General features: G+C 73.5%; 20 protein-coding genes. 17 read left to right on the plus strand and 3 right to left on the minus strand.

The genetic code is table 11. The annotated features are described in order from the left end of the window. Window positions 1-19 precede the first annotated feature (19 nt). On the plus strand, window positions 20-1,015 hold the full coding sequence (locus AOM06_RS09060) for a TadA family conjugal transfer-associated ATPase (RefSeq protein ID WP_062304885.1): 996 nt from the start codon (window positions 20-22) through the stop codon (window positions 1,013-1,015). Further along, entirely contained in the window at window positions 1,012-1,902 is an 891-nt protein-coding gene (locus AOM06_RS09065) for a type II secretion system F family protein (RefSeq protein ID WP_062304888.1), read from the plus strand. The genes AOM06_RS09060 and AOM06_RS09065 overlap by 4 nt, the downstream gene beginning before the upstream one ends. Here the strand turns inward: AOM06_RS09065 and AOM06_RS09070 are convergent. Beyond that, complete coding sequence (locus tag AOM06_RS09070; RefSeq protein ID WP_062304891.1) at window positions 1,899-3,182, minus strand: ion channel protein; 1,284 nt, start codon at window positions 3,180-3,182, stop codon at window positions 1,899-1,901. The two genes, AOM06_RS09065 and AOM06_RS09070, sit on opposite strands and share 4 nt — an antisense overlap. 178 nt (window positions 3,183-3,360) lie before the next feature. Between AOM06_RS09070 and AOM06_RS09075 the strand changes: the two genes are divergently transcribed. From AOM06_RS09075 to AOM06_RS09090, 5 genes are all read left to right on the plus strand, one after another. Continuing rightward, entirely contained in the window at window positions 3,361-3,834 is a 474-nt protein-coding gene (locus tag AOM06_RS09075) for a MarR family winged helix-turn-helix transcriptional regulator (RefSeq protein ID WP_062304894.1), read from the plus strand. A 171-nt stretch (window positions 3,835-4,005) separates the two neighbouring features. Continuing rightward, window positions 4,006-5,697, plus strand: a complete 1,692-nt coding sequence (locus tag AOM06_RS09080) for a tannase/feruloyl esterase family alpha/beta hydrolase (RefSeq protein WP_228372907.1) — start codon at window positions 4,006-4,008, stop codon at window positions 5,695-5,697. 166 nt (window positions 5,698-5,863) lie between these two features. After that, on the plus strand, window positions 5,864-6,028 hold the full coding sequence (locus AOM06_RS14435; protein ID WP_082105456.1) for a DUF4244 domain-containing protein: 165 nt from the start codon (window positions 5,864-5,866) through the stop codon (window positions 6,026-6,028). Then, on the plus strand, window positions 6,025-6,351 hold the full coding sequence (locus AOM06_RS09085; protein WP_062304897.1) for a hypothetical protein: 327 nt from the start codon (window positions 6,025-6,027) through the stop codon (window positions 6,349-6,351). Before AOM06_RS14435 ends, AOM06_RS09085 begins: the two co-directional genes overlap by 4 nt. Next, window positions 6,348-6,728, plus strand: coding sequence for a hypothetical protein (locus AOM06_RS09090; RefSeq protein WP_156163658.1), 381 nt, complete (start codon window positions 6,348-6,350; stop codon window positions 6,726-6,728). The genes AOM06_RS09085 and AOM06_RS09090 overlap by 4 nt, the downstream gene beginning before the upstream one ends. A gap of 265 nt (window positions 6,729-6,993) precedes the next feature. Here AOM06_RS09090 and AOM06_RS09095 read toward each other — a convergent pair whose 3' ends face one another. After that, window positions 6,994-8,748 (minus strand): hypothetical protein, encoded by a 1,755-nt coding sequence (locus AOM06_RS09095; protein WP_062304903.1) that lies wholly within the window; start codon window positions 8,746-8,748, stop codon window positions 6,994-6,996. 1 nt (window position 8,749) lies between these two features. Further along, window positions 8,750-9,298 (minus strand): sigma-70 family RNA polymerase sigma factor, encoded by a 549-nt coding sequence (locus AOM06_RS09100; protein WP_062304906.1) that lies wholly within the window; start codon window positions 9,296-9,298, stop codon window positions 8,750-8,752. A gap of 159 nt (window positions 9,299-9,457) precedes the next feature. Between AOM06_RS09100 and AOM06_RS09105 the strand changes: the two genes are divergently transcribed. From AOM06_RS09105 to AOM06_RS09150, 10 genes are all read left to right on the plus strand, one after another. After that, complete coding sequence (locus AOM06_RS09105; protein ID WP_062304909.1) at window positions 9,458-11,776, plus strand: sodium-translocating pyrophosphatase; 2,319 nt, start codon at window positions 9,458-9,460, stop codon at window positions 11,774-11,776. An 87-nt stretch (window positions 11,777-11,863) separates the two neighbouring features. After that, a complete protein-coding gene (locus AOM06_RS09110; protein WP_062304911.1) occupies window positions 11,864-12,337 on the plus strand; it encodes a hypothetical protein in 474 nt (157 codons plus the stop codon). Window positions 12,338-12,407: 70 nt separating this feature from the next. Continuing rightward, window positions 12,408-12,833 (plus strand): hypothetical protein, encoded by a 426-nt coding sequence (locus AOM06_RS09115; protein WP_062304915.1) that lies wholly within the window; start codon window positions 12,408-12,410, stop codon window positions 12,831-12,833. 2 nt (window positions 12,834-12,835) lie between these two features. Further along, window positions 12,836-13,762 carry an NAD(P)-dependent oxidoreductase gene (locus AOM06_RS15000; RefSeq protein WP_062304920.1) on the plus strand — a complete coding sequence of 309 codons (927 nt, stop codon included), beginning with the start codon at window positions 12,836-12,838 and terminating at the stop codon, window positions 13,760-13,762. Window positions 13,763-13,851: 89 nt separating this feature from the next. Further along, window positions 13,852-15,396 carry an MFS transporter gene (locus AOM06_RS09125; RefSeq protein ID WP_082105457.1) on the plus strand — a complete coding sequence of 515 codons (1,545 nt, stop codon included), beginning with the start codon at window positions 13,852-13,854 and terminating at the stop codon, window positions 15,394-15,396. Beyond that, window positions 15,393-16,751: a M20/M25/M40 family metallo-hydrolase gene (locus AOM06_RS09130; RefSeq protein ID WP_062304923.1), complete on the plus strand. Its 1,359-nt coding sequence runs from the start codon at window positions 15,393-15,395 to the stop codon at window positions 16,749-16,751. Before AOM06_RS09125 ends, AOM06_RS09130 begins: the two co-directional genes overlap by 4 nt. Further along, window positions 16,751-17,278: a GNAT family N-acetyltransferase gene (locus AOM06_RS09135; RefSeq protein ID WP_062304926.1), complete on the plus strand. Its 528-nt coding sequence runs from the start codon at window positions 16,751-16,753 to the stop codon at window positions 17,276-17,278. The genes AOM06_RS09130 and AOM06_RS09135 overlap by 1 nt, the downstream gene beginning before the upstream one ends. Window positions 17,279-17,305: 27 nt before the next feature. Next, window positions 17,306-18,820: a DUF7059 domain-containing protein gene (locus tag AOM06_RS09140; RefSeq protein ID WP_062304929.1), complete on the plus strand. Its 1,515-nt coding sequence runs from the start codon at window positions 17,306-17,308 to the stop codon at window positions 18,818-18,820. A gap of 450 nt (window positions 18,821-19,270) precedes the next feature. Further along, window positions 19,271-19,996: an anaerobic ribonucleoside-triphosphate reductase activating protein gene (locus AOM06_RS09145; protein WP_062304931.1), complete on the plus strand. Its 726-nt coding sequence runs from the start codon at window positions 19,271-19,273 to the stop codon at window positions 19,994-19,996. Window positions 19,997-20,299: 303 nt separating this feature from the next. Then, window positions 20,300-21,001, plus strand: coding sequence for a hypothetical protein (locus AOM06_RS09150; protein WP_062304934.1), 702 nt, complete (start codon window positions 20,300-20,302; stop codon window positions 20,999-21,001). Window positions 21,002-21,061 lie beyond the last annotated feature (60 nt).

Below are 21,061 nucleotides of genomic sequence, written 5' to 3' on the forward strand. Positions count from 1 at the left end.
TCCCGAGCACAGTGGCGCCGTGACCTCACCCGCCGACGTGCTCGCACCCCTCCTCGCGCTCCCCGGCGTGACGGACGTGCTCCTCCACGATCCGGGCGGAGCGTGGATCGATCGCGGCGACGGGCTCGAGCGCCGCCCGCTCACGCTCGACGGACCCGAGCGCGTGCGCGACCTCGCGGTCGCGCTCGCGGCCTCGGCGGGCCGGCGCCTGGACGATGCGGAGCCCACCGTCGACGCGCGCCTCCCGGACGGCACGCGCCTGCACGCGGTGCTGCCTCCCATCGCCGACGGCTGCACCGCGATCTCCCTCCGGCGCGTCCGCGAGGTGCCCTTCGCGCTCGCGGACCTGGTCGCGGCGGGCATGCTCGCGAGAGAGCTCGCGGAGCTGCTTCGGGGGCTCGTGCGGGCGCGCGTCCCGGTGCTCGTCTCGGGAGGCACGGGGGCGGGCAAGACCACCCTCCTGGCCTCGCTGCTCGCCCTCGCGGAGCCGACCGAGCGCATCGTGCTCATCGAGGAGGCGGGCGAGATCGCGGTGAGCCACCCGCATGTGGTGCGCCTGGTCGAGCGTCGGCCCAACGTCGAGGGCGCGGGCGGCATCGGGCTCGACCGGCTGGTCCGCGAGGCGCTGCGCATGCGGCCCGACAGGATCGTGCTCGGCGAGTGCCGCGGCGCCGAGCTCCGCGAGGTCCTTGCGGCGGCGAACACCGGTCATCGTGGATCGCTCACCACGGTCCATGCCAACTCGGCGGGGGACGTGCCCGCGCGGTTGGCCTCCCTCGCGATGCTCGCGGGGCTGTCCCCCGCCCAGCTGGCCTCGCAGGCGGGCGCGGCGTTCGCGGTGGTGATCCACGTCGAGCGGACCGCTCGAGGCCGCCGGGTCGCGGAGGTCGCGCGCCTCGAGGCGACCGGCGCCGAGTTGCGCGTCGCGACCGCGGCGGTGCTCGACGGCGGCTCCCTGCGCTTCGGTCCCGCCTGGATGGGCGTCCGCGCGCTCGCGGAGGGAGGCTCCGCATGAGCGAGGGGTGGGACGAGTCGTTGCCGCGCGTGGTCGGCCTGCTCCGCGCGGGCCTGCCGGCGGCCGAGGCGTGGCGCAGGGCCGGGGTCGTCCTGCCGACGCCTCCGGTGGACGGGCTCGATCGCGCGGTCGTCGCGGCCGCGGGCCTCGCCGAGCGCACGGGGGCGCCGCTCGCCGCGATGCTGCTCGCGATCGCGCGCGCGGCGGCCGACCAGCGCGAGTCCGAGGCGCTCCGGCGCGCGGCGCTCGCCGGGCCGCGCCTCAGCGCGCGCGTGCTCGCGTGGCTGCCGCTCGCGGGGATCGGGATGGGCGCGCTCGTCGATCCACGGACGCTCGGCGTGCTCGGCGCGACCCCGCTCGGCTGGGCGCTACTCGCGCTCGGCGCGGTGCTGACGTGGGCCGGACGGGCGTGGACGCGGCGCATCGTCCGCCGTGCCGAGGAGGTCGGAGGGGAGCACGATGCGGTGGTGGCGGCCGCGGCGCTCGTGGGCGCGGCGCTGGGCGCCGGGGGTCCGGTCGGCGATGCGCTCCGCGCCGTCGCCGAGGCGTTGGGGGAGCCGGGGCTCGGCGAGGTCGCGCTCGCGCTTCCGGGCGGCGGCGGCCGGCCTCCTCCGCGCGGGTCGCGATGGGAGCCGGTGGCGCGCGCCGTGGTGCCGGCGGTCGCGGCGGGTGCGAGCCCCGTCCCGTCGCTCGCGGCCGCGGCCGAGACGGCGGCCCGGAGATCCCGGACGGAGGCCGCGATCGCCGCGGGCGAGCTGGGCGTGAGGATCGCGCTGCCGCTCACGCTCTGCCTGCTGCCGGCCTTCGTGGTGGTCGGGCTGCTGCCTCTGCTCGTCGCGGTGGTGGGCGGGACTCTCGGGGGTGTGGTCGGGGGAGGCGGGCGCTAGCGGGCCTGCTCCGGCTCGGCCTCGGCGGAGTCGGGCGCGGCGTCCACGTGGACCAGCATGTGCGGGACGCGCGTGAGCAGGAGCCACACGGGCAGCACGGCGACGCACAGGATCGGCAGCACGGCCGCGGTGCCGCAGATGAGCGCGGCGCCGAACAGCGCGATCCAACCGTCGCGACCGATCGCGAACAGCACGCCGAGCACGCCGGAGGCGATCGCGAGCGTGAGCGACATCCCGGGCACGACCGCGTGCGCGAGCAGCCCGAACGCCACGCCGGTGAACAGCGCGGGGAAGATCCGGCCGCCGCGGAAGCCCGAGGCGCCCGAGATCACGATCGCCGCGAGCTTGACCAGCACGATCACCACGAGCGCGCCGATGCCGTACTCGTCGCGCTCCGCGAGGATCTCCGCCGTCTGCTCCGCGCCCTTGAACATGGTGATCTGGCCGCCGACGAGGGCCAGCACGCCGAGCAGGGCGCCGCCCACGGTCGCGTAGGCGACGGGGTGGCGCAGCCGCCGCGCGAGCCGGTGGGCGGGCGTGAAGGCATAGGCCGCCAGGGCGCCGACGGCGGCGCCCGCGGTCGCGACCGCCGAGGCGGTGAGAAGGTCGACCCATCCGGGCGAGTACTCCGGCAGGCCCATGTCCCAGCTGGTGCCGCCAAGCAGGTGGTAGGTCATCGCTCCCGTGCCGGCGGCCACGAGCGGCGCGAACAGCCGGTCCCACAGCTGGCCGGGCTGGGCGCCGCCCATCACCGAGGTGAGCACCAGCGCGGAGGCGACCGGCGTTCCCAGCATCGCCCCGAGCATCGCCGAGGTCGAGATCATGAGCACCACGGGCACGGGCACCTCGGGCAGGAGGCGCCGGTAGACCACGACCGCGAGGCCGACCGCGATCATGATGATCGGCCCCTCGGGCCCGAGGCTCACTCCGCCCGCGAGGCCCAGGATGAGCGCGACGGCCACCCCGGGGAGCGTGCGCAGCGGGAGCGGGGCGGAGACGAGGTCCACGGTCGCGGTGTCGTGGCCCCCGTGCCCGGGAGCCTTCCACAGCGTGAGGCCCACGAGCGCGCCGGTGACCGTGAGGATCAGCGCGGCCCACCACCGTGCCTCGCCGTCGACGCCGAGCGCATGCGGCAGCGAGTCCCACCACACGTGATGGAGGACCTCGGCGATCGCATCCACCCCGAACAGGATGAGCGCGCCTGCGACCCCGAGGATCGCGGCGGGCACCGCGCTGCGCGCGAGCACCCCGGCGCCGGGGCTGGAGGTGTTGTCCGACATGCTTCCCCTCGGCCGGGTGGTGGGCGCGGGCCGGTGCGGCCCCGTTCGCCACTCTAGAGCTGCATCGTGGCCGAGCGCAGGGCGCATGCCGGCGCAGGTCGCAGGTCGCAGGGCCGCGGCGCGCGCGGCGGCGGCGCGCGATGCGTCCCGTACGCTGGCGGCGACCGGGAGGATGCGGATGGACACGCAGGCGGACGCGCCGCGGCTGCTGTACCTCGTCAAGCAGCTCGAGCTGGCCGTGCGCGCGCGGCTCGACGCGGTCCTGCGCGAGCATCGCATCACCGTGCCGCAGTACACGGCGCTCACCGTCCTCGAACGGCACCCGGAGATGACCTCGGCGCAGCTGGCGCGGCACTCGTTCGTGTCGGCGCAGGCGATGGACGGCGTGGTGCGGGCGCTGCTCGACGCGGGCCTCATCGAGCGGCATGCCGATCCGTTCCATGCGCGGAGGCTCGTGATCTCCCTGACGCCCGCGGCCCATGTGCTGCTCGCAGGCTGCGCCCCGGACATCGACCGCATCGAGGCAGAGGCGTTCGGCGCGCTGACGGTGCGCGAACGGGCGGACCTGGCCGGTTGGCTCGGCGATGCGCGGGCCGTCCTCGGGGCATCCGGAGCAGGGCCGGCCGCACGGGACGATGCGGACAAACCTTGACTTGTTATCAACTTCCTTGATAATCGAAGGGCGTGGGCGGCACAACGGTGTGCCGCGGTGGTCCACGCGTCGACGAAGGGAAGTGCGATGATCCCGACAACGGTGTCAGGACGGGCCCGCGGCGGCCGAAGGCAGGGGGAGGGCCGGCGCAGGTCAAGGGTCGCCGGGGCGTTGGCGACGCTCGCGCTTGCGGGCATCGCGATCGCCGGCGCATCGACGGCCGCGCAGGCGCATCCGCATGGGGGCAAGGGACTCCCGCGCCTCTCCGCGGCGGTGCCGGGAGCGCTCCAGGAGTGCGAGAGCCTCGCGGGCTTCGCGTTCGCCTCGACGGTGATCACCACGGCCGAGGTGGTCCCGGCCGGGACCCTCACGAACGCCGGCGCCGACGTGGGCGAGCACTGCCTGGTGCAGGGGCACATGAACGAGCGCGTCAGCGGATTCGATGGTCGGACGTACCGCATCGGCTTCGAGATGCGCCTCCCCGTCGAGTGGAGCGGGCGGTACCTCTACCAGGCGAACGGCGGGCTGGACGGCAGCGTCTCGACCGCGACCGGCACCTTCACCGGCGGCCAGCTCCAGAACGGCCTCCAGATGGGCTTCGCCGTCCTCAGCTCCGATGCGGGCCACACGGGCGCGCAGATCCCCGTGTTCGGCTTCGAGCCGCAGGCGCGTCTGGACTACGGCTACCAGGCGGTCGGCACCCTCACCCCCATGGCGAAGGCGCTCATCGCGGATGCCTACGGGCGCGGCCCGGATCGCTCGTACATCGCGGGAGGCTCGAACGGCGGCCGGCACACGATGGTGGCCTCGGCCCGCTACGCCGACGAGTACGACGGCTTCCTCGCGATCGCCCCCGGCTTCAACCTGCCCCAGGCCGCGGTCGCCCAGATCTGGGGTGCGCAGCAGTGGGCGGAGGTCGCGACCGACCCGGCGGACCTCGCCACCGCGTTCACGCAGGCCGAGCGTGACCTGGTCGCGGCGGCCTTGATCGACCGATGCGACGGGCTCGACGGGCTCCGCGACGGCCAGGTCCTCGACACCGACCGCTGCCAGCGCATCTTCTCGATCGACCGCGCCGTGCCTACGTGCGACGGTGATCGGGACGGCTCGTGCCTCAGCGCCGAGCAGAAGGCCGTGATCGCCCGGGTGTTCGCGGGTGCGACCACGAGCGACGGGGCGGAGATCTACAGCAGCTTCCCGCTCGACCCGGGCATCACCCAGGCGGGGTGGGGCTGGTGGAAGTTCACCGCGTCCGTCCAGCTCGACCCGCTCGCCGTGGGCACCGTGTTCGGCACGCCGCCCGCGTACATCGCGGATCCGCTCGCCGTCGACATCGACGCCGCGGCGGAGTCGATCTACGCGACCTCCGGCCCGTACACCGAGAGCGGCATGGAGTTCATGACGCCGCCCGAGCCCACGGATCTCGACACGTTGCGCGATCGCGGCGCGAAGATGATCGTGGTGCACGGGACCGCGGACGGTGTCTTCTCACCCGACGACACGGCCGCGTGGTACGACGATCTCGACGCTGCCTACCGCCACCAGGCGGACCAGTTCGTGCGGTACTTCGAGGTGCCGGGCATGGGCCACGTCAGGGGTGGTCCCGCGACCGATCAGCTCGACGGGCTCGGCGCGCTCATCGCGTGGGTCGAGGAGGGCCAGGCGCCCGACCGCATCGTCGCCACCGCCCGCGGCGAGGGCAACGCCGGTGGGGTCAACACCGAGGTCCCTGCGACCTGGGCATCCGACCGCAGCCGCCCCCTGTGCCCGTATCCGCTGGTCGCGCGCTACCGTGCGGGCGATCCCGAGGAGGCCTCGAGCTTCGTGTGCAAGCCCAGCGGGGGAGGCCACGGGCGCGGGTAGCCGACCCGAGGGAGGCGGCGCGGCGCGCTCCGATGCCGCGCCGCCTCTCCGCGCGCGATGTCCCCAGGCCCGGCGGGGTGCGCAGTTCTCGCCGGTTCGCGAGAGGCACGATGCGCGCGCCGCGGAGGTCGCGCACCGTGGGAGGCCCCTGGAGAAAGGAGCCCCCATGGAACGCAGGGACCTGCGCTACGACGAGGGCATGGCGACGGTCGAGTACGCGCTCGTGACCGTCGCGGCGGCCGGATTCGCCGGCCTGCTGGTGGTCATCCTCAAGTCCGACGAGGTGCGCGAGCTGCTCGTGGGCATCGTGCGCAGCGCGCTCGGGGGATGAGGAGGCGCGGCGACCGCGGCTCGGCGGCGCTGGAGCTCGCTCTCGCGCTGCCGGCCGTGGTCGTCGTGCTCGCGTGGATGCTCGCCGCGGTCCACGCGGCGGCGGTGGGCGTGTCGCTTCCGGCCGCGGCGCTCGCGGGAGCGCACGCCGCGACGGTCGCGGGTGACGATGCCGGCGAGGCGGCGGCGCGCCGCGCCGCCGGCGGGGACGCGCAGGTCGCCGTCGTCCGAGGCGGCGGATGGGTCGAGGTCACCGTCGCGGTCGACCTCGGATGGCCGTGGGGCGAGCGATCCGCGCGGGCCGCGCTCCCGGCCGAGCGGTGACGGAGGTGAAGCGCCGCATGGACGATGCGGGCGCGGGCGCCGTGGTCGCGCTGGCCGTCGTGCTCGTCGCCACCGCGCTGGTGATGCTCCTCGCCGCCGGCGTCGCGCGCATCGCAGCGCAGTCGCGCGCCCAGGCCGCCGCGGACGCGGCCGCGATCGCCGGCGCCATCGTGACGCGGGCCGAGGCGGCAGGCGGAGTCTCGGAGGGTGCCGCATCCGCGTGCGCCGTGGCGGGCCGGGCCGCCACGGCGGTCGGGGGCGAAGCCGTCCGCTGCGACGTCGATCCCACCGGTGCCGTGGTGGTCGCGGTCGAGTCCTCAGGAAGGACCGCGCGAGCACGGGCGGGGTGGAAGGGTGTCGGCGGCGGCCCGGGCTGAGGGGGGTCGGGCCGCCGCCGACGGTATTCCTGACACCGGACGGCTGAGGGATCGTGCCGCTGTCAGGAAATCTGTGGGCGCCAGCGTCGGCGCCTGTCCCACCGATTCAATCTGGTGCGACGGCAACAATTCCATAACGGCACAGGGCGTGTCCGCTCAGTCCTGCGTAAAATGTGACATTTCCCACACGTGGAACCTTGGCGACATTCCGAGATGTCCGGTATGCGACCGCGCTCGGATCATGCAGGGGTGTCGGGGTGCGCGCCTAGCGCACCGTCACCGTGCCGAGCGACGTCCACACCTGGAAGTCCACGGCATCGTAGGCGTCAGGAGCCACCCCGATCGCCGCGTCCGATCCGGTGCTCGATCCCGACGTGCCGCCGCCGGTGGCGGCGAGCCCCTCGTCGCCCGGCGTGAGGAGCGGCTCGCTGCTCCCGAACCCCAGGTCCGCGTCGCCGTCGCCGAGCCGCGCCTCCTCCTCGGTGGCCCAGTCGTCCTCCATCGTGACGATGCCGCCGCCGACGCTGAGGTAGTGGCTCGCGAGCAGGGTGTACGTGCCCGGCTCGACCTCGCTCGCGCCTGTGTCCGTCCAGCAGCCGTCCACGTCGCGCCAGAGGAACGAGCCCGCGTCGGTCGCGTGCGCGGCGAGCGTGGTCGACCTGTCGACATAGACCATGCCCTCGGACTCGGCGCCGTCGGCCGCGAGCATGTCCTCCGCGTAGGCGTCTCGCCGCGGGTCCACGGTGTAGGCCTCGGCGACCACCCGTCCGTCGCGGACCAGGACCAGCTGGAGCTCGTCCTTGCCCCAGAACTGCGTGAGGTCCCAGTCCGACGTGTTCGCGATGGTGCTCGTGACCACGGGGTTGCCGTCGACCACCCACCCGTAGCTCACGTCGATGGCGGCGGGCGCCTCCACGTCGACGTCGAGCAGGTCGATCTGGGCCGAACGCGCCGGGAACGCCGTGCTCCCGCAGCCGAACCACGCCCCGTCGAGGCCGCCCGAGAAGTCGCTCGAGACCGTCCAGCGCTGCGTGCCGGGCGCCATGTCCCAGGCGCCGGCGAGCCCCGCGAGGTACAGCTCGCGCGCCGTCGCCGGGTCGAGCGCGGCGTCGTCCACCGCGCTCGAGGGCTCCGTCACGGGAGGATCCACCTGGACCGGCGCCGGGTCGTCCGACCCGCCGAGGTAGGCGGCGAAGGGGTCGTCCGTCGCGTCGCCGGTCACGGTGAACGGCATCGGCTCGCTCACGAGCCGGAAGAAGTCGTCCGCGGCGATGCCCGGGTCGGGCGTCTGACCGGCATCCGCGCCTTGGAGCGCCATCACCTGCCAGAGCTCCTGTGTGAGCACCAGCGAGTAGTCACCGGCCGGGAGGGTGGCGCCATCCCAGCAGTTCACGAGCGGCACCTCTCGCATCTCCATACCGATCGCGTCGGACATCAGCTGCGACGTGTACGAGTCGCCCTCGGGCATCGTGCTCGACGCGTCGACGGTTCCGACCACGATGCCGTCCCACAGCACCGCGCCGGCGATCCCGAACGTCTCGAACTCCGCGTCGATGCTCGAGGCGAGGCCCGCATCGAACGTGAGGATGCCGTCGGACACCTCGGGCGAGGTGACGGAGGCGTTGATGGTCGCGAGCGGGTCGTCGCCCGTGTCGACCTGCGGCAGCTCCTCGCCGCACACGCCCCACGCGAGCGACGATGCCGCACCGCCGCCGGCGGCGTCGGCCTCGGCGCTCATGTCGCCCGCGTCCCCGGTGCCGCCCATGGCGCCGTCCTCCGCGACCGCGGCCTCCTCGGCAGGCATGTCCGCGGAGGTCGAGGCGGAGCCCGCCATGCCGTCCATCGCGCCGGCCACACCGAACCCCAGCACCACGACCATGCCGCCCGCGAGCGTGCCGTTCGCGCCCATCCGCAGGCCCCGCTGCGTGGCGACGCGGCGGCGTGCGCGCGCGGCGTCCACCTCGAGCCCCTCGAGCGGGGCGCGGTCGGCTGCGCTCCTCAGAGCCTCCGAGAGCCTCATGTCACTCGCCTTCCTTCCGTCGCCGTGCGGAGACGTCCACCGCATCGGCCTCGTCGTGATCCTCGAGCGGCCCGAGCAGCAGCTCGAGCCGTCCCAGCGCATCGTGCAGGTACCGCTTGACCGAGCCGGGCGCGAGTCCCAGCTGGTGCGCGATGTCCGGCACCGTGAGGTCGTCGAAGAAGCGCAGCACCACGCACGCCCTCTCGCGAGGCGTGAGGGTGGCCAGGGCCTCGAGCACATCGGCCGAGGCCTCGACGCCCGCGAGCGGGTCCACGGCCTCGGTCGTGGGCCGGAACAGGTGCTGCACCCGGCGCCAGCGCTGCTCGCGGCGGTAGCCGTCGATGTAGACCGTGGTGATCGCGCGGCGCACGTACGCCTCGGCCTTCGTCGCCGTCAACCCGGGCCGAGGATGCGCGAAGGTGCGCACCAGCGCGTCCTGCACCAGGTCCTGTGCCAGATGGCCGTTGCCGCACACCAGGTACGCGTACCCCAGCAGCGCGCGCTCGCGGTCCCGCATCAGCTGGCTCATCGTGTCCCGCCAGTCGCCCATCGCGTCCCCCACCTCGTCGTGCCTCGCAGTATCGACGTGCGTGCCCCGGAAAACGTTGGGGCGCACCGGTCGCGCTCGTGGCCGAGTCGCCTAGAGTGGCGAAATACCCCATGCGGGCGTGACAACGGAGTCGCGTCGGGGAGACGTCAGGGAGGACGTATGCACGCAGCCGCCACCGCCGTCGAGGTCTCCTCCGGGAGCCTCACCGTCGTCGTCGTCATCGGCGTCATCGCCGCAGTCTCGCTGCTCGCCTCGTGGCTGCTGCGCGCGCAGGTCCTCAAGGCCCCCGACGGCACCGAGAAGATGAACGACATCGCGACCGCCGTCCAGGAGGGTGCGTCGGCCTACCTGAGCCGGCAGCTTCGCACCCTCGCGCTGTTCGCCGCGCTCGTGTTCGCGCTCCTGTTCCTCCTGCCCGGAGACACGGGCGTGCGCATCGGCCGCTCCTTGTTCTTCCTGCTGGGCGCGGGCTGCTCGGCGACCATCGGCTACATGGGGATGTGGCTGGCCGTGCGGGCGAACGTCCGTGTGGCCTCCGCCTCGACGCGCCAGGGCGGACGCGCCGAGGGCGCCCGCATCGCGTTCCGCACGGGCGGTGCCGTGGGCATGTCGGTGGTCGGCATGGGCCTCGGCGGCGCGGCGGCGGTGGTGTTCCTGTACCGGGACGATGCGGCGGCGGTGCTCGAGGGCTTCGGCTTCGGGGCGGCGCTGCTCGCGATGTTCATGCGCGTGGGCGGAGGCATCTTCACCAAGGCGGCCGACGTGGGGGCGGACCTCGTGGGCAAGGTCGAGCAGCACATCCCCGAGGACGATCCACGCAACGCCGCGACCATCGCGGACAACGTGGGCGACAACGTGGGCGACTGCGCCGGCATGGCCGCGGACCTGTTCGAGTCCTATGCCGTGACGCTCGTCGCGGCGCTGATCCTGGGCAAGGCGGCCTTCGGTGAGCAGGGGCTGGTGTTCCCGCTCATCGTCACCGCGATCGGGGCGCTCGTCGCGGCGCTCGGCGTCGCGATCACCAAGGTCCGGGGCGACGAGCCCGGCCTCAAGGCCATCAACCGAGGCTTCTACACCGCGGCCGTGGCGGGCGCGGTGCTCGCCGCGGTCGCCTCGTACGTCTACCTCCCGTCGTCGTTCGCGGACTTCGACGGCAGCGCGGTCGAGGATGCCTCGGGCGACCCGCGGGCCATCGCGACCGTCGCGGTGTTCGTCGGGATCGGCCTCGCGGGCCTCATCCTGTGGATCACGGGCTACTTCACGGACACCGCCAAGCGCCCGACGCGCCGCGTGGCGCGCACCTCGCTGACCGGCGCCGCGACCGTGGTGCTCTCGGGCATCGGCGTGGGCCTCGAGTCGGCGGTGTACACCGCGACCGTCGTGGCCGGCGCGATCGTCATCCTGTTCGCCGTCTCCGGCGGCTCGATCGCGCTCGCGCTCTTCCTGGTCGCGCTTGCCGGCTGCGGGCTGCTCACCACGGTGGGTGTGATCGTCGCGATGGACACGTTCGGCCCGGTCTCGGACAACGCGCAGGGCATCGCCGAGATGTCGGGCGATGTCGACGAGGAGGCCGCCAAGACCCTCACCGACCTCGACGCGGTGGGCAACACCACCAAGGCCATCACCAAGGGCATCGCGATCGCGACGGCCGTGCTCGCGGCGACCGCGCTGTTCGGCAGCTACTCGGACGCCGTCACGCACGCCCTCGAGCAGGCGTCCGCGAACGCAGCCGACTACTTCAGCTACGAGATCATCCATCCGCTCACGCTCGTGGGCGTGATCATCGGCGGCGCGACGGTGTTCCTCTTCAGCGGGCTCGCCATCGACGCCGTTACGCGCGCCGCAGGCGCGATCGTGTTCGAGGTCCGCCGTCAGTTCCGCGAGATGCCGGGGATCATGGACTACTCGCAGCGTCCCGAGTACGGGCGCGTGGTCGACATCTGCACGCGCGACTCGCTCCGCGAGCTCGCGACACCCGGCCTGCTCGCGGCGATGGCGCCCATCTTCGTGGGCTTCGCGCTCGGCGTCGGCGCGCTCGCGGGGTTCCTCGCGGGCGCGATCGGCACGGGTGTGCTCATGGCGGTGTTCCTCGCCAACGCCGGCGGATCGTGGGACAACGCGAAGAAGATCGTCGAGGACGGCTATCACGGCGGCAAGAACTCCGCGGCGCATGAGGCGACGGTGATCGGCGACACGATCGGCGACCCGTTCAAGGACACCGCCGGCCCGGCCATCAACCCGCTCATCAAGGTGATGAACCTGGTGGCGCTGCTCATCGCGCCCGCCGTGGTGGCGCTCAGCTACGGCGGCGGGGCGAACAGCGTGTGGCGGACCGTGATCGCGGGCGTCGCCGCGATCGTCGCGGTCATCGCGGTCGGTCTCGCGTCGCATCGTGCCCACGCGGGCGGCATCGCGAGCGAGGCCGATGCGGCGGAGGCCGAGGAGCATCACGACGAGCCCGCGCGCGAGCTCCAGTAGCGCGACGGCTCCCGCCTTCCGTGGGAGGCGCCGGGGCTGGTAGAACATGCACATCTCGACTCGCTCGAGGGGTCGAGAGGCAGGGCGATGAACCGCGAGGCCCGACGCGAGCACGCGCGCAGGTGGCGGCAGGCGTGGGGCGACGTGGCCTCGTGGGCGGTGTTCTGGGCGGCCCTCATCGCTGCGCAGCTCTGGCTGGTGGATCGGCTCTTCGCGGACGGCTACTCGTTCCTGCGGTCGCTGCTCGTGTGGATCGCGGTGCCGCTCGTGTCGCGCTGGGCCGCGCGCGCCTGGCTTCGCGTGCAGCCGTGGCGCTTCCCCGTGGAGCCGATGCGCGTGCACGGCGAGCGCACGGTGCGCATCACCGCGTGGGGAGCGCACCGGATGCGCGTGCTGTGGACCGTCTACATGGAGGCCTCCACGGGGCTGTCCTGGACCGAGCTGGCCGATCGCAAGGACGCGAGGAGCCCGCTGGTGGTGCGCGCGGGGCTCTCGGACGAGTCCGCGATGGACCTGGGCCTGCTGCTGGAGGGCCACGGGGCGACGGTCGTCGTCGAGTAGCCGCGCCGGCGACGGATCTCGGGTAGAACAGCCTCATGTCGACTCGAACCGCGAAGCGCGGGTGCCCCGCATGAGCCGCGGGGCGCGCTGGGCCATCGTCCTGTCCGGGATCGTGGCCTGGGGTGTGGTGCTCGCGGTCCTGTCCACGACCCTCCCGATCTGGGTGATCGCCGTGGCGCTGCTGGTGCCGGCGGTCGTCATGGAGGCGCCGATCCGCAGGTTCCTGGGTCTGGCGCCGCTCGGCCGTCCGCCCGCCCGCGAGCCGGGTCCGTTCACGGTCACCGTGACGGCCTGGGGCGAGACCCCGGAGCTGGTGCTGGAGGCGGCGCGCGAGGAGGGGGCGGACGTGCGCCAGCTCCGCACCGTGCGCGAGGCCATCGAGAAGGGGGCCCCGCTCATCGTCCGACGGAACGTATCGGAGGACGCCGCGCGTGAGGTAGCGGGCAACCTCGAGCGCGCCGGCGCGGTCGTCGCGGTCGAGGAGGGCGGCGGCTGAGCATGGCGGAGCCGCGCCCGTCCGTGCTCGTCGACATGTCGCTCCACCCGGAGGCGCTCGCGCTGCTGCGCGCCGCGGCCGAGGTCGCCGTGCTCCCTCGCGGGGGCAAGGAACGGGCCCGGGCGATCGCGACCGCGGCCGGAATCGTCGCGTACGGGCCGCCCGGCACGGCCGAGCTCGAGGCGGCCCCGCGCCTGCGCGCGCTGGCGGTCCACCTTGCGCCGCCCGAGGTCCGCACCCTCGCGAGCGAGCGGGGGATCGCGCTGCTCGAGTCGACCCGCCTGTGGCGCACGGTCGCGGAGCACACGCTCGCGCTGCTGCTCGCGACCCTGCGCCGGGTGCCTGCCGCCGACAAGGCGATCCGGGACGGCCGCTGGCCGCGCGAGGACCTCAAGGTCCCGTACTCCGGCCGCGATCTCGCAGGCTCGACGGTCGGCGTCCTGGGTGCGGGGCGCATCGGCGCACCCCTGCTGCGCATGCTCGCCGCGCTCGAGGCGCGACCGTTGTTCGTGGACAAGGTCCCGCTCCCGGACCTCGAGTCCGCGACGGGCGCACGCCAGGTGGGCCTCGACACCCTGCTCGCACAGTCCGATGCGATCGTGGTCCTCCTTCCTCTCGACGAGGTCACGCGGGGCACGCTCGGCGCCGCCGAGCTCGCCCGCATGAAGCCCGGCGCGATCCTGGTCAACACCGCGCGCGGGCCGGTGGTCGACGAGGACGCCCTCCTCGAGGCGTTGCGCTCGGGGGCCCTCGCGGGCGCCGGGCTCGACGTGCACGGGGACGAGCCGCTCCCGGCGGATCATCCCCTGCTCGCGCTCGAGCGGGTGGTCGTCACCCCGCACCTGGGCGGGTCGACCCTGGAGTGCGACCTCGAGCTGGTCGAGGGGCTGCTCGCCGCCCTCGACGGCGGCGGCGCGGCCCGCTCCTGAGGGCGCCGAGGTCTCATCCTCGTCACGATGCGGGCACCTCCCCGCGGTGCGGCAACCTCCGGGACACATGCCTCTGGGAGCATGCGGCCATGAGACGCTCGACCGCACCCTTGGCCGGAGTCGTCGGAGCCCTCGTGGTGGTCGAGGCGACGTCCGGCGTCATCCAGGGCTTCTATACGCCGCTGCTGCCCGATATCGCCCGCAACCTGGGCATCCACGATGCGGACGTCAACTGGTTCGAGGCGGCCCAGCTGCTGCTGAGCGCGATCGTGGTGCCGCTGCTCGCACGCCTCGGCGACATGATCGGGCACCGGAAGGTCCTCATCGGCTCGCTCGTGGTGACGGCGGCGGCCTCGTGGGCGATCGCCTTCTCGGGCGAGTTCTGGCTCTTCACCCTCGTCTGGGCGATCCAGGGCTTCTACGTGGTCTGGCTTCCCATGAACGTGTCGATCATCCATGCGCGGGCGCGCAAGCATGAGAACACCGCGGAGCTCACCGCGAAGGGCGCCGGCCTCATCGTGGTCGCGCTCGAGGGCGGCGCGATCGGCGGCGCGCTGCTCGCGGGCCAGCTGGGCGGCATCTTCGCGGACCGGCTGTGGCTCACGCTGTCGGTCCCTGCGGTGCTCGTCACCGTCGCGCTCGTCGTCGTGATCTTCAAGGTCGAGGACCCCGGTACCAGCGCCGGCGGCCGCATCGACTCGAGCGGCACGGTGCTGCTGAGCCTCGCGCTGCTCTCGATCACCGGCGGGCTCTCGCTGGTCCGTGTCAACGGCTTCACCGTCTGGGTGTGGGCGATGGTCGCGATCGGCCTCGCGCTCCTGTGGTGGTTCGTACGCGTCGAGAAGCGCAAGGACGACCCGCTGATCGACATGTCGCTCATCGCACGTCCCACGCTGTGGCCCGTGATCCTCACGTCGGCGCTGTTCGGCGTCTCGGTGCTCGGTGCGCAGGGGCCGCTGTCGACGTTCGCCGCCACGGATCCCACCGAGGTGGGCTACGGCCTCGGCCTCGACTCGGCGTCGCGCTCGTACCTCATCGGCGCGTACGTCTTCTCGCTGCTCATCGGCGCGGGCGTGTACGCGCGGCTGTCGCGCCGCTTCGCACCGCGCGCGGTGCTGCTGGGCGCCGCCGGGATGGTCTCGGCCGGCTACCTGCTGCTGATCCCGCTGCACGGCGACGTCGTGACGGTCACGTCGCTCATGGTGGTCGCGGGGCTCGGCTCGGGAGCGCTCGTCGCCGCGCTGCCCGCGACGGCCGCGGCGGCGGCGCCGCCCCACCAGACCGGCGTCGCGACCGGCCTCACCAACACGACCAAGACCCTCGGCGGTGCCTTCGCGTCCGCGATCTTCGCGCTCGCGCTCTCCTCGGGGATCGACGATGCGGAGACGACCGCCGCACCGCTCGCCGGGTACCAGGCGGTGTGGGCGATCTGCGGCGTGACCGCGCTCGTCGCCGTCGCCGCCATGCTCACCGTCCCCAAGGCCGCCTTCACGTCCGCCGACCCCGAGGCGCAGGGGCTCGGCGATCGCTCCGACGCCATGGCGCTCGAGGCCATCGGTGCTGATGTGGTGGTCTCGGAGCAGTCGGTGCCGCGTCGCGAGCAGACCGAGACCGACGAGGAGGGACGCGCGTGACCGTCCCCTCCGCCGAGGCCGTCGCCGAGCACCTCGCCGCGCTGGTCCGCATCCCCACGGTGACCCCGAAGTATGCCGGCCCGCACGACGAGGCGACGGCGGCGAGCTTCGCGGCGCTCCACGACGCGCTGCGCACCTTCTATCCGCGCGTCTTCGCGCACGCGGTCGAGGACATCGGCCGCGCGGGCCTGCTCATCCGCATCCCCGGCGGCGCCGCCGACAGGCCGCTCGTCCTCATGGCCCACCAGGATGTGGTGCCGGTGCCCGCGGACTGGGCCGCCGAGGGCTGGGAGCACGAGCCCTTCGAGGGCGCGATCGTCGACGGCTGGGTCCACGGCCGCGGCACGCTCGACGACAAGGGCGCGCTCACGGTGATGCTCGAGGCGGTCGAGTCGCTGCTGGACGAGGCCTGGACCCCGCCGCAGGACGTCTACGTCCTCATGGGAGCCGACGAGGAGTCCTACGGCGACTGCGCCATCACCGCCGCGTCCGTGCTGACCGAGCGCGGCATCGTGCCGTGGATGGTGCTCGACGAGGGCGGCGCCGTCGCCACCGGCGCGTTCCCCGGGCTCGACGGCGAGGCCGCCGTCATCGGCGTCTCCGAGAAGGGGATCGTCGACGTGCGGCTCACGGTCGAGGGCCTGGGCGGTCACGCCTCGACCCCGCCGCGCGAGTCCGCGCCCGGCATCCTGGCCAACGCGCTCGCGCGGATCGAGGCGCATCCGCACCCGGCCGAGGTGAACGACGTCTCCGTCGAGATGCTCGAGCTCGTGGGCGGGCGCCTGCGTGGCCCGCTCGGCGCGCTGCTGCGCCGTGCCTCGTCCCTTCGCGGGGTGCTCGCGCGGGTGATGCCGCGCCTCGGCCCCGAGCTCGCGGCCATGGTCCGCACCACGGTCGCGATCACGCAGCTCGAGGGCAGCCCCGCGCACAACGTGCTCGCGACGCGCGCCACGGCGGTGCTGAACCTCCGCGTCGCGGTCGGGTCGAGCGTCGAGGAGGCCGTGGCGCATCTCCGCGCGGTCGTGAAGGACAGCCGGGTGGAGATCGAGCCCGAGCTGCCGTCGGAGCCCTCGCCCGTGTCCCCGCGCGGGGACGATGCACGGTGGGCAGCGATGCTCGAGGCCGTGGGCGCCTCCTATCCGGAGGCGCTCGCGATCCCGTACGTCATGCTCGCCGCCTCCGACTCGCGGCACCTCGCTCCGATGTCGGGCGCGACCTACCGCTTCGCGCCGCTGAGGATGTCGAAGCCGCAGCGCGAGGCGGTGCACGGGCCCAACGAGAAGGTCGAGGTCGAGTCGCTGGGCCGCGGCGTCGCGTTCTACCGCGCGCTCCTGACCTCCGACAGACTGGGGTGATGGTCCCGATCATCCGCCGCATCGACCCCGAGGACTGGGCGCGGGCGCGCGACCTCAGGCTCGAGGCCCTCGCCGACCCGGCCGCGGCCGTCGCGTTCCTCGACACCCTCGAGGTCGCGCGCGCCCGACCGGACGAGTTCTGGATCGAGCGGGCCGCGCGGGCCTCGCACGGCGGCGAGGCGCTGCAGCTGCTCGCTGAGGACGGCGAGACGCTCGTCGGGACGGTGACGGTGCTGGTCCAGGGCGCCGGATCCGCAGACTACTTCGGCGCGATCATCCCCGAGCGCCGGGCGATCCTGGTGGGCGTCTACCTCGCGCCCGCGGCGCGGGGGACGGGCCTGATCGGCGCGCTGGTGGAGCGGGCCGTCGAGTGGTCCCGCGCGCAGGGGCTCGCCCTGCTGCACCTCGATGTGCACGCGGACAACCCGCGCGCGCGGGCGGCCTACGAGCGGCTCGGCTTCCGCGCCACCGGGCACGAGTTCGAGACCGCGATGGGCCACGAGCTCCAGATGGCCCGCGCGCTGTGAGGCGCGCGCCGCACTAGCCTCGATGGCGTGAGCCTCGACACCCCCGCGCTTCCCGATCCCGCCTCCGCCGACGCGCTGCGCGGCGACCTCGCCGACTGGACCGTCGACGCCGTCGAGGCCGTGGTGGGGGAGCGTGCGATGCGCGCCTTCTCCCGCGAGCAGGTGCTGCCGGCCCGCCTGGCGGCCCGCGCATCGTCCACGCCGCAGGCGACCCTGACGCGGCTGTTCCTCCTGGGCGACACCGTGGCGACCTCCGAGCTCGACGCCGCGCTTCCCGCGACGGGCGCCGACGGTGCGGCGCGCATCGGCCTGGTCGAGCTCTCGGGCGGGGAGGCGCGCGCGCGGGTGGATCTCCGCCCCTACGCGGCGATCGAGGACGACGGCGAGTCCCGGTGGTGGGTCGCGTCCGACCAAGGCGAGGCGGTCACGGGCGCGCGCCTGCGCGCCGATCACGTGCTGGGCATCGGCGGGGCGTCGCTCACCCTCGCGGGGATGACGATGCGCGCGCCGGTCGGTCGCGTGCTGGACCTCGGCACGGGGTGCGGGATCCAGGCGTTGCATGCGTCGCGCCATGCCGCCGAGGTGGTGGCGACCGACATCTCGCGCCGTGCGCTCGCGTACGCCGCCTTCAACCGTGCGCTCAACGCGGCCGGTGCGTGGTCGCTGCGCGAGGGATCGATGCTCGAGCCCGTCGCGGGGGAGGAGTTCGACCTGGTCGTGTCGAACCCGCCGTTCGTCATCACGCCCGAGGGCGCGCCGAGCTTCGAGTACCGGGCCTCAGGCGTGCCGGGCGACGGCATCGTCTCCTCGCTCGTCTCCTCGGTGGGAGGCGTGCTGGCGCCCGGAGGGGCTGCCCAGATGCTCGGCAACTGGGAGATCCGCGGCGAGTCCTGGACCGAGCCGCTCGAGGCGTGGCTCGCGGCCTCGCCGGCGCCGCTCGACGCGTGGGTGATCGAGCGCGACGAGCTCGACGCCGCCGAGTACGCCGAGACCTGGCTGCGGGACGCGGGAGTGACGCCCGAGCGGGGGCGTGCCGAGTTCGAGGCCGCCTACCAGGCGTATCTCACGGACTTCGACTCGCGAGGGGTGCGGGCGATCGGCTTCGGGATGGTGCTGCTGCGCCGACCCGTCGGCGGGGCCCCCACGCTGCGCCGCCTCGAGCAGCATGAGGGCCCGTTGCAGGAGCCTTTCGGCGGCTACCTCGTCGCCGCGCTCGCGGCCCACGACCGCGTCGCGTCCATGTCCGACGCGGAGCTCCTCGACACCGCCTGGACCGCGGCCGCCGATGTCACGCGCGAGTCCTACGGGCCCGTGCTCCAGGCTGATCCCTCCTACCTCCTGCTCCGCCAGGGTGCGGGCCTGGGGCGCTCGGTGTCGATGGACACCGCGCTCGCCGGCTTCGTCGGGGCCTGCGACGGCGAGCTCACGGCGGGCCAGATCGCGCACGCGCTCGCGGCGCTGCTGGACGTGCCCGCGGGCGCGATGCTCTCCGGCCTGGTCCCGGCGATCCGCGAGCTGGTGGCGGACGGCTTCCTCGCCTAGGCGCGACGCGCCGGCGAGTGACCAATCTCACTGGGAGTTTCCTGGGAATTCACCGCGATGCCAAGGCATTGCCATGGCTTGGGGCGGGGCCTCTTGGCTTTACCGGCCCTTGGTCCCAGGGTGAGGCACGCCACACCAGATACGGGACCCAGGTCCGAAGCGGTCACCGAGGCGCAAAACTACCCTTGAAGGGTGACATCGACGTTCGCCGCAGGAGCCGGGGTGCAGGCCGCCTCAGACGCCCTGCGACCCTCCACCATGGGTGAGAATGACGGTGTCGAGGCGGCGCTGATGCACGACCATCGCCCCCTCGCCGATGAAATCCCACACGACGGTGTGTCGGCGCGTCCCACGACGCCGCGTCGGCGCACCCTGAAGACGTCCGGACCGGTCGTCAGAAAAGGACGCCGCGGAGATCCCGCGGCATCGCCGACGCAGGAGGCACCCCCCATGTCCACCACCGAGATCGACATCACCGCCATCGCCGACGAGACCGCCGACGGGCTGGTCATCGCGGACTTCCTCACCTCCTGCACCCACGCATGGCCCGGCCGCATCGCCGCGACGGTCACCCTGCAGGGCTGCCCGTGGCTGTGCGCGTACTGCGGCACGCCGGACAGCCACGACCCGACCGGCGAGGGGCGGGTGACGTGGCAGCGCGTGCTCGAGCAGCTCGAGTCCCACCGCGGCCTGGTCGACGCGGTCGTGTTCGGCGGCGGCGAGCCCACCCGCCAGGACGGCCTCCTCCCGGCCATCCGCGAGGCGCGCTCGCTCGGCTACGCGACCGGTCTGCACACGATGGGCGCCCACCCGGGCCGCCTCGCGTCGGTCCTTCCCGAGGTCGACTTCGTCCGCTTCGACCTCAAGGGCACCCCGGGGATGTACGAGCACATCACGGGCTCCGACACCGCCGGCTTCCAGGCGTGGGCCTCGCTCGAGGCGATCCACGAGTCGGGCGTCGACTACGAGGTCCAGCTGATCGTCGACCCGACCGTGCACACGCGCGAGTACGTCCTCGACACCGTACGCGAGGTCATCCACCGCGGCTTCCACGCCCCGGTGCTCCAGCAGCCGCGCCGCGCGGGCGCCTCGGCGGGCTACCGTCGAGCGCTGCGCAACCGTGGCCTCTACGACGTCATCACGCACGAGGACCTGCCGGACCTCGCGCGCCGCTGAACCAGGCTTCCGAAGGCCCCCGTCGCTGTCGCGGCGGGGGCCTTCTGCATGTCCGGAGCGGTCCTCGGCCGGGCCTGCGTCGTCGCCTGTGCGGCGTGCGCGCCGCCGCTCGTCTGGGCCTTCGGTCCCAGGAAAGCCGGGCGCTGCCAGGAGCGTCATTCCTGATAGCAGCGTTATTTTACCTAACCGTGACATGTCAACTGATGTTTCGGCGATGTTTCGGGGCCAACGTCCCGGAAGGCGGCGACGCTGGGACGGAAGGGTTCTAGGTGACAGCTCAACCAATCCCCGAAAGGAACCATCATGGTCACCAAGCTTCGCATCGTCGGCGCGGGTCTCGCCCTCGCAGGAATCGGCTTCCTCGGCGCCGCCGGCTTCGCCTACACCGAGGTCGCCGCCGGACAGAACTCGCTCCAGAAGTTCTCCGAGGCCCAGGGCGTCGAGCTCGCCTACGACGAGGACGGCAACCTGACCGACCACGGTTCCGTCGAGGGCGCCGAGGCCATCCTCGACCGCCTCGAGAACGAGTGGGGCTACAAGGTCGTGGACTCCGAGCTCGACCCGAGCGACCCGCTCGTGAACACCGGCACCGAGTACATGTACCAGATGGCCACCGTCGCCACCCACATCCTCTCGGGCACCCAGCCCGTGACCGTCACGGAGACCACCGAGTATCTCGGTGAGACCTACGAGCCCGGCGAGTACGAGGTCCCGGTCGACGGTCAGTACTGGGCCGACTTCGAGTACGGCAACGAGATCGCCATGCAGGTGCGTGCCCAGGCGTGGACCGGTGTGGCCCACGGCCTCTTCGGTGAGCTGGGTGTCGGCTCCGTCACCGCCTCGACCCTCAAGCTGGGTCTCGGCATCGTCGGCCTGATCGCGGGCCTCGGCGCGCTGTTCCTCGCCCTCGGTGGTGCCACCTTCTGGATCGCCGGCGACGTCGCGAAGCGCGACGCTGCCCGTGCCTCGGAGAAGGTCGCGGAGCCCGAGCTCGCGACCGTCTGACGCCCTCAAGCGCCTCCCACGAGCGGGAGGGTCCTCCGGGACCCTCCCGCTTCGTCGTCC

It is taken from the genome of Demequina subtropica (genome assembly GCF_000971235.1).
Lineage (GTDB): Bacteria > Actinomycetota > Actinomycetes > Actinomycetales > Demequinaceae > Demequina > Demequina subtropica.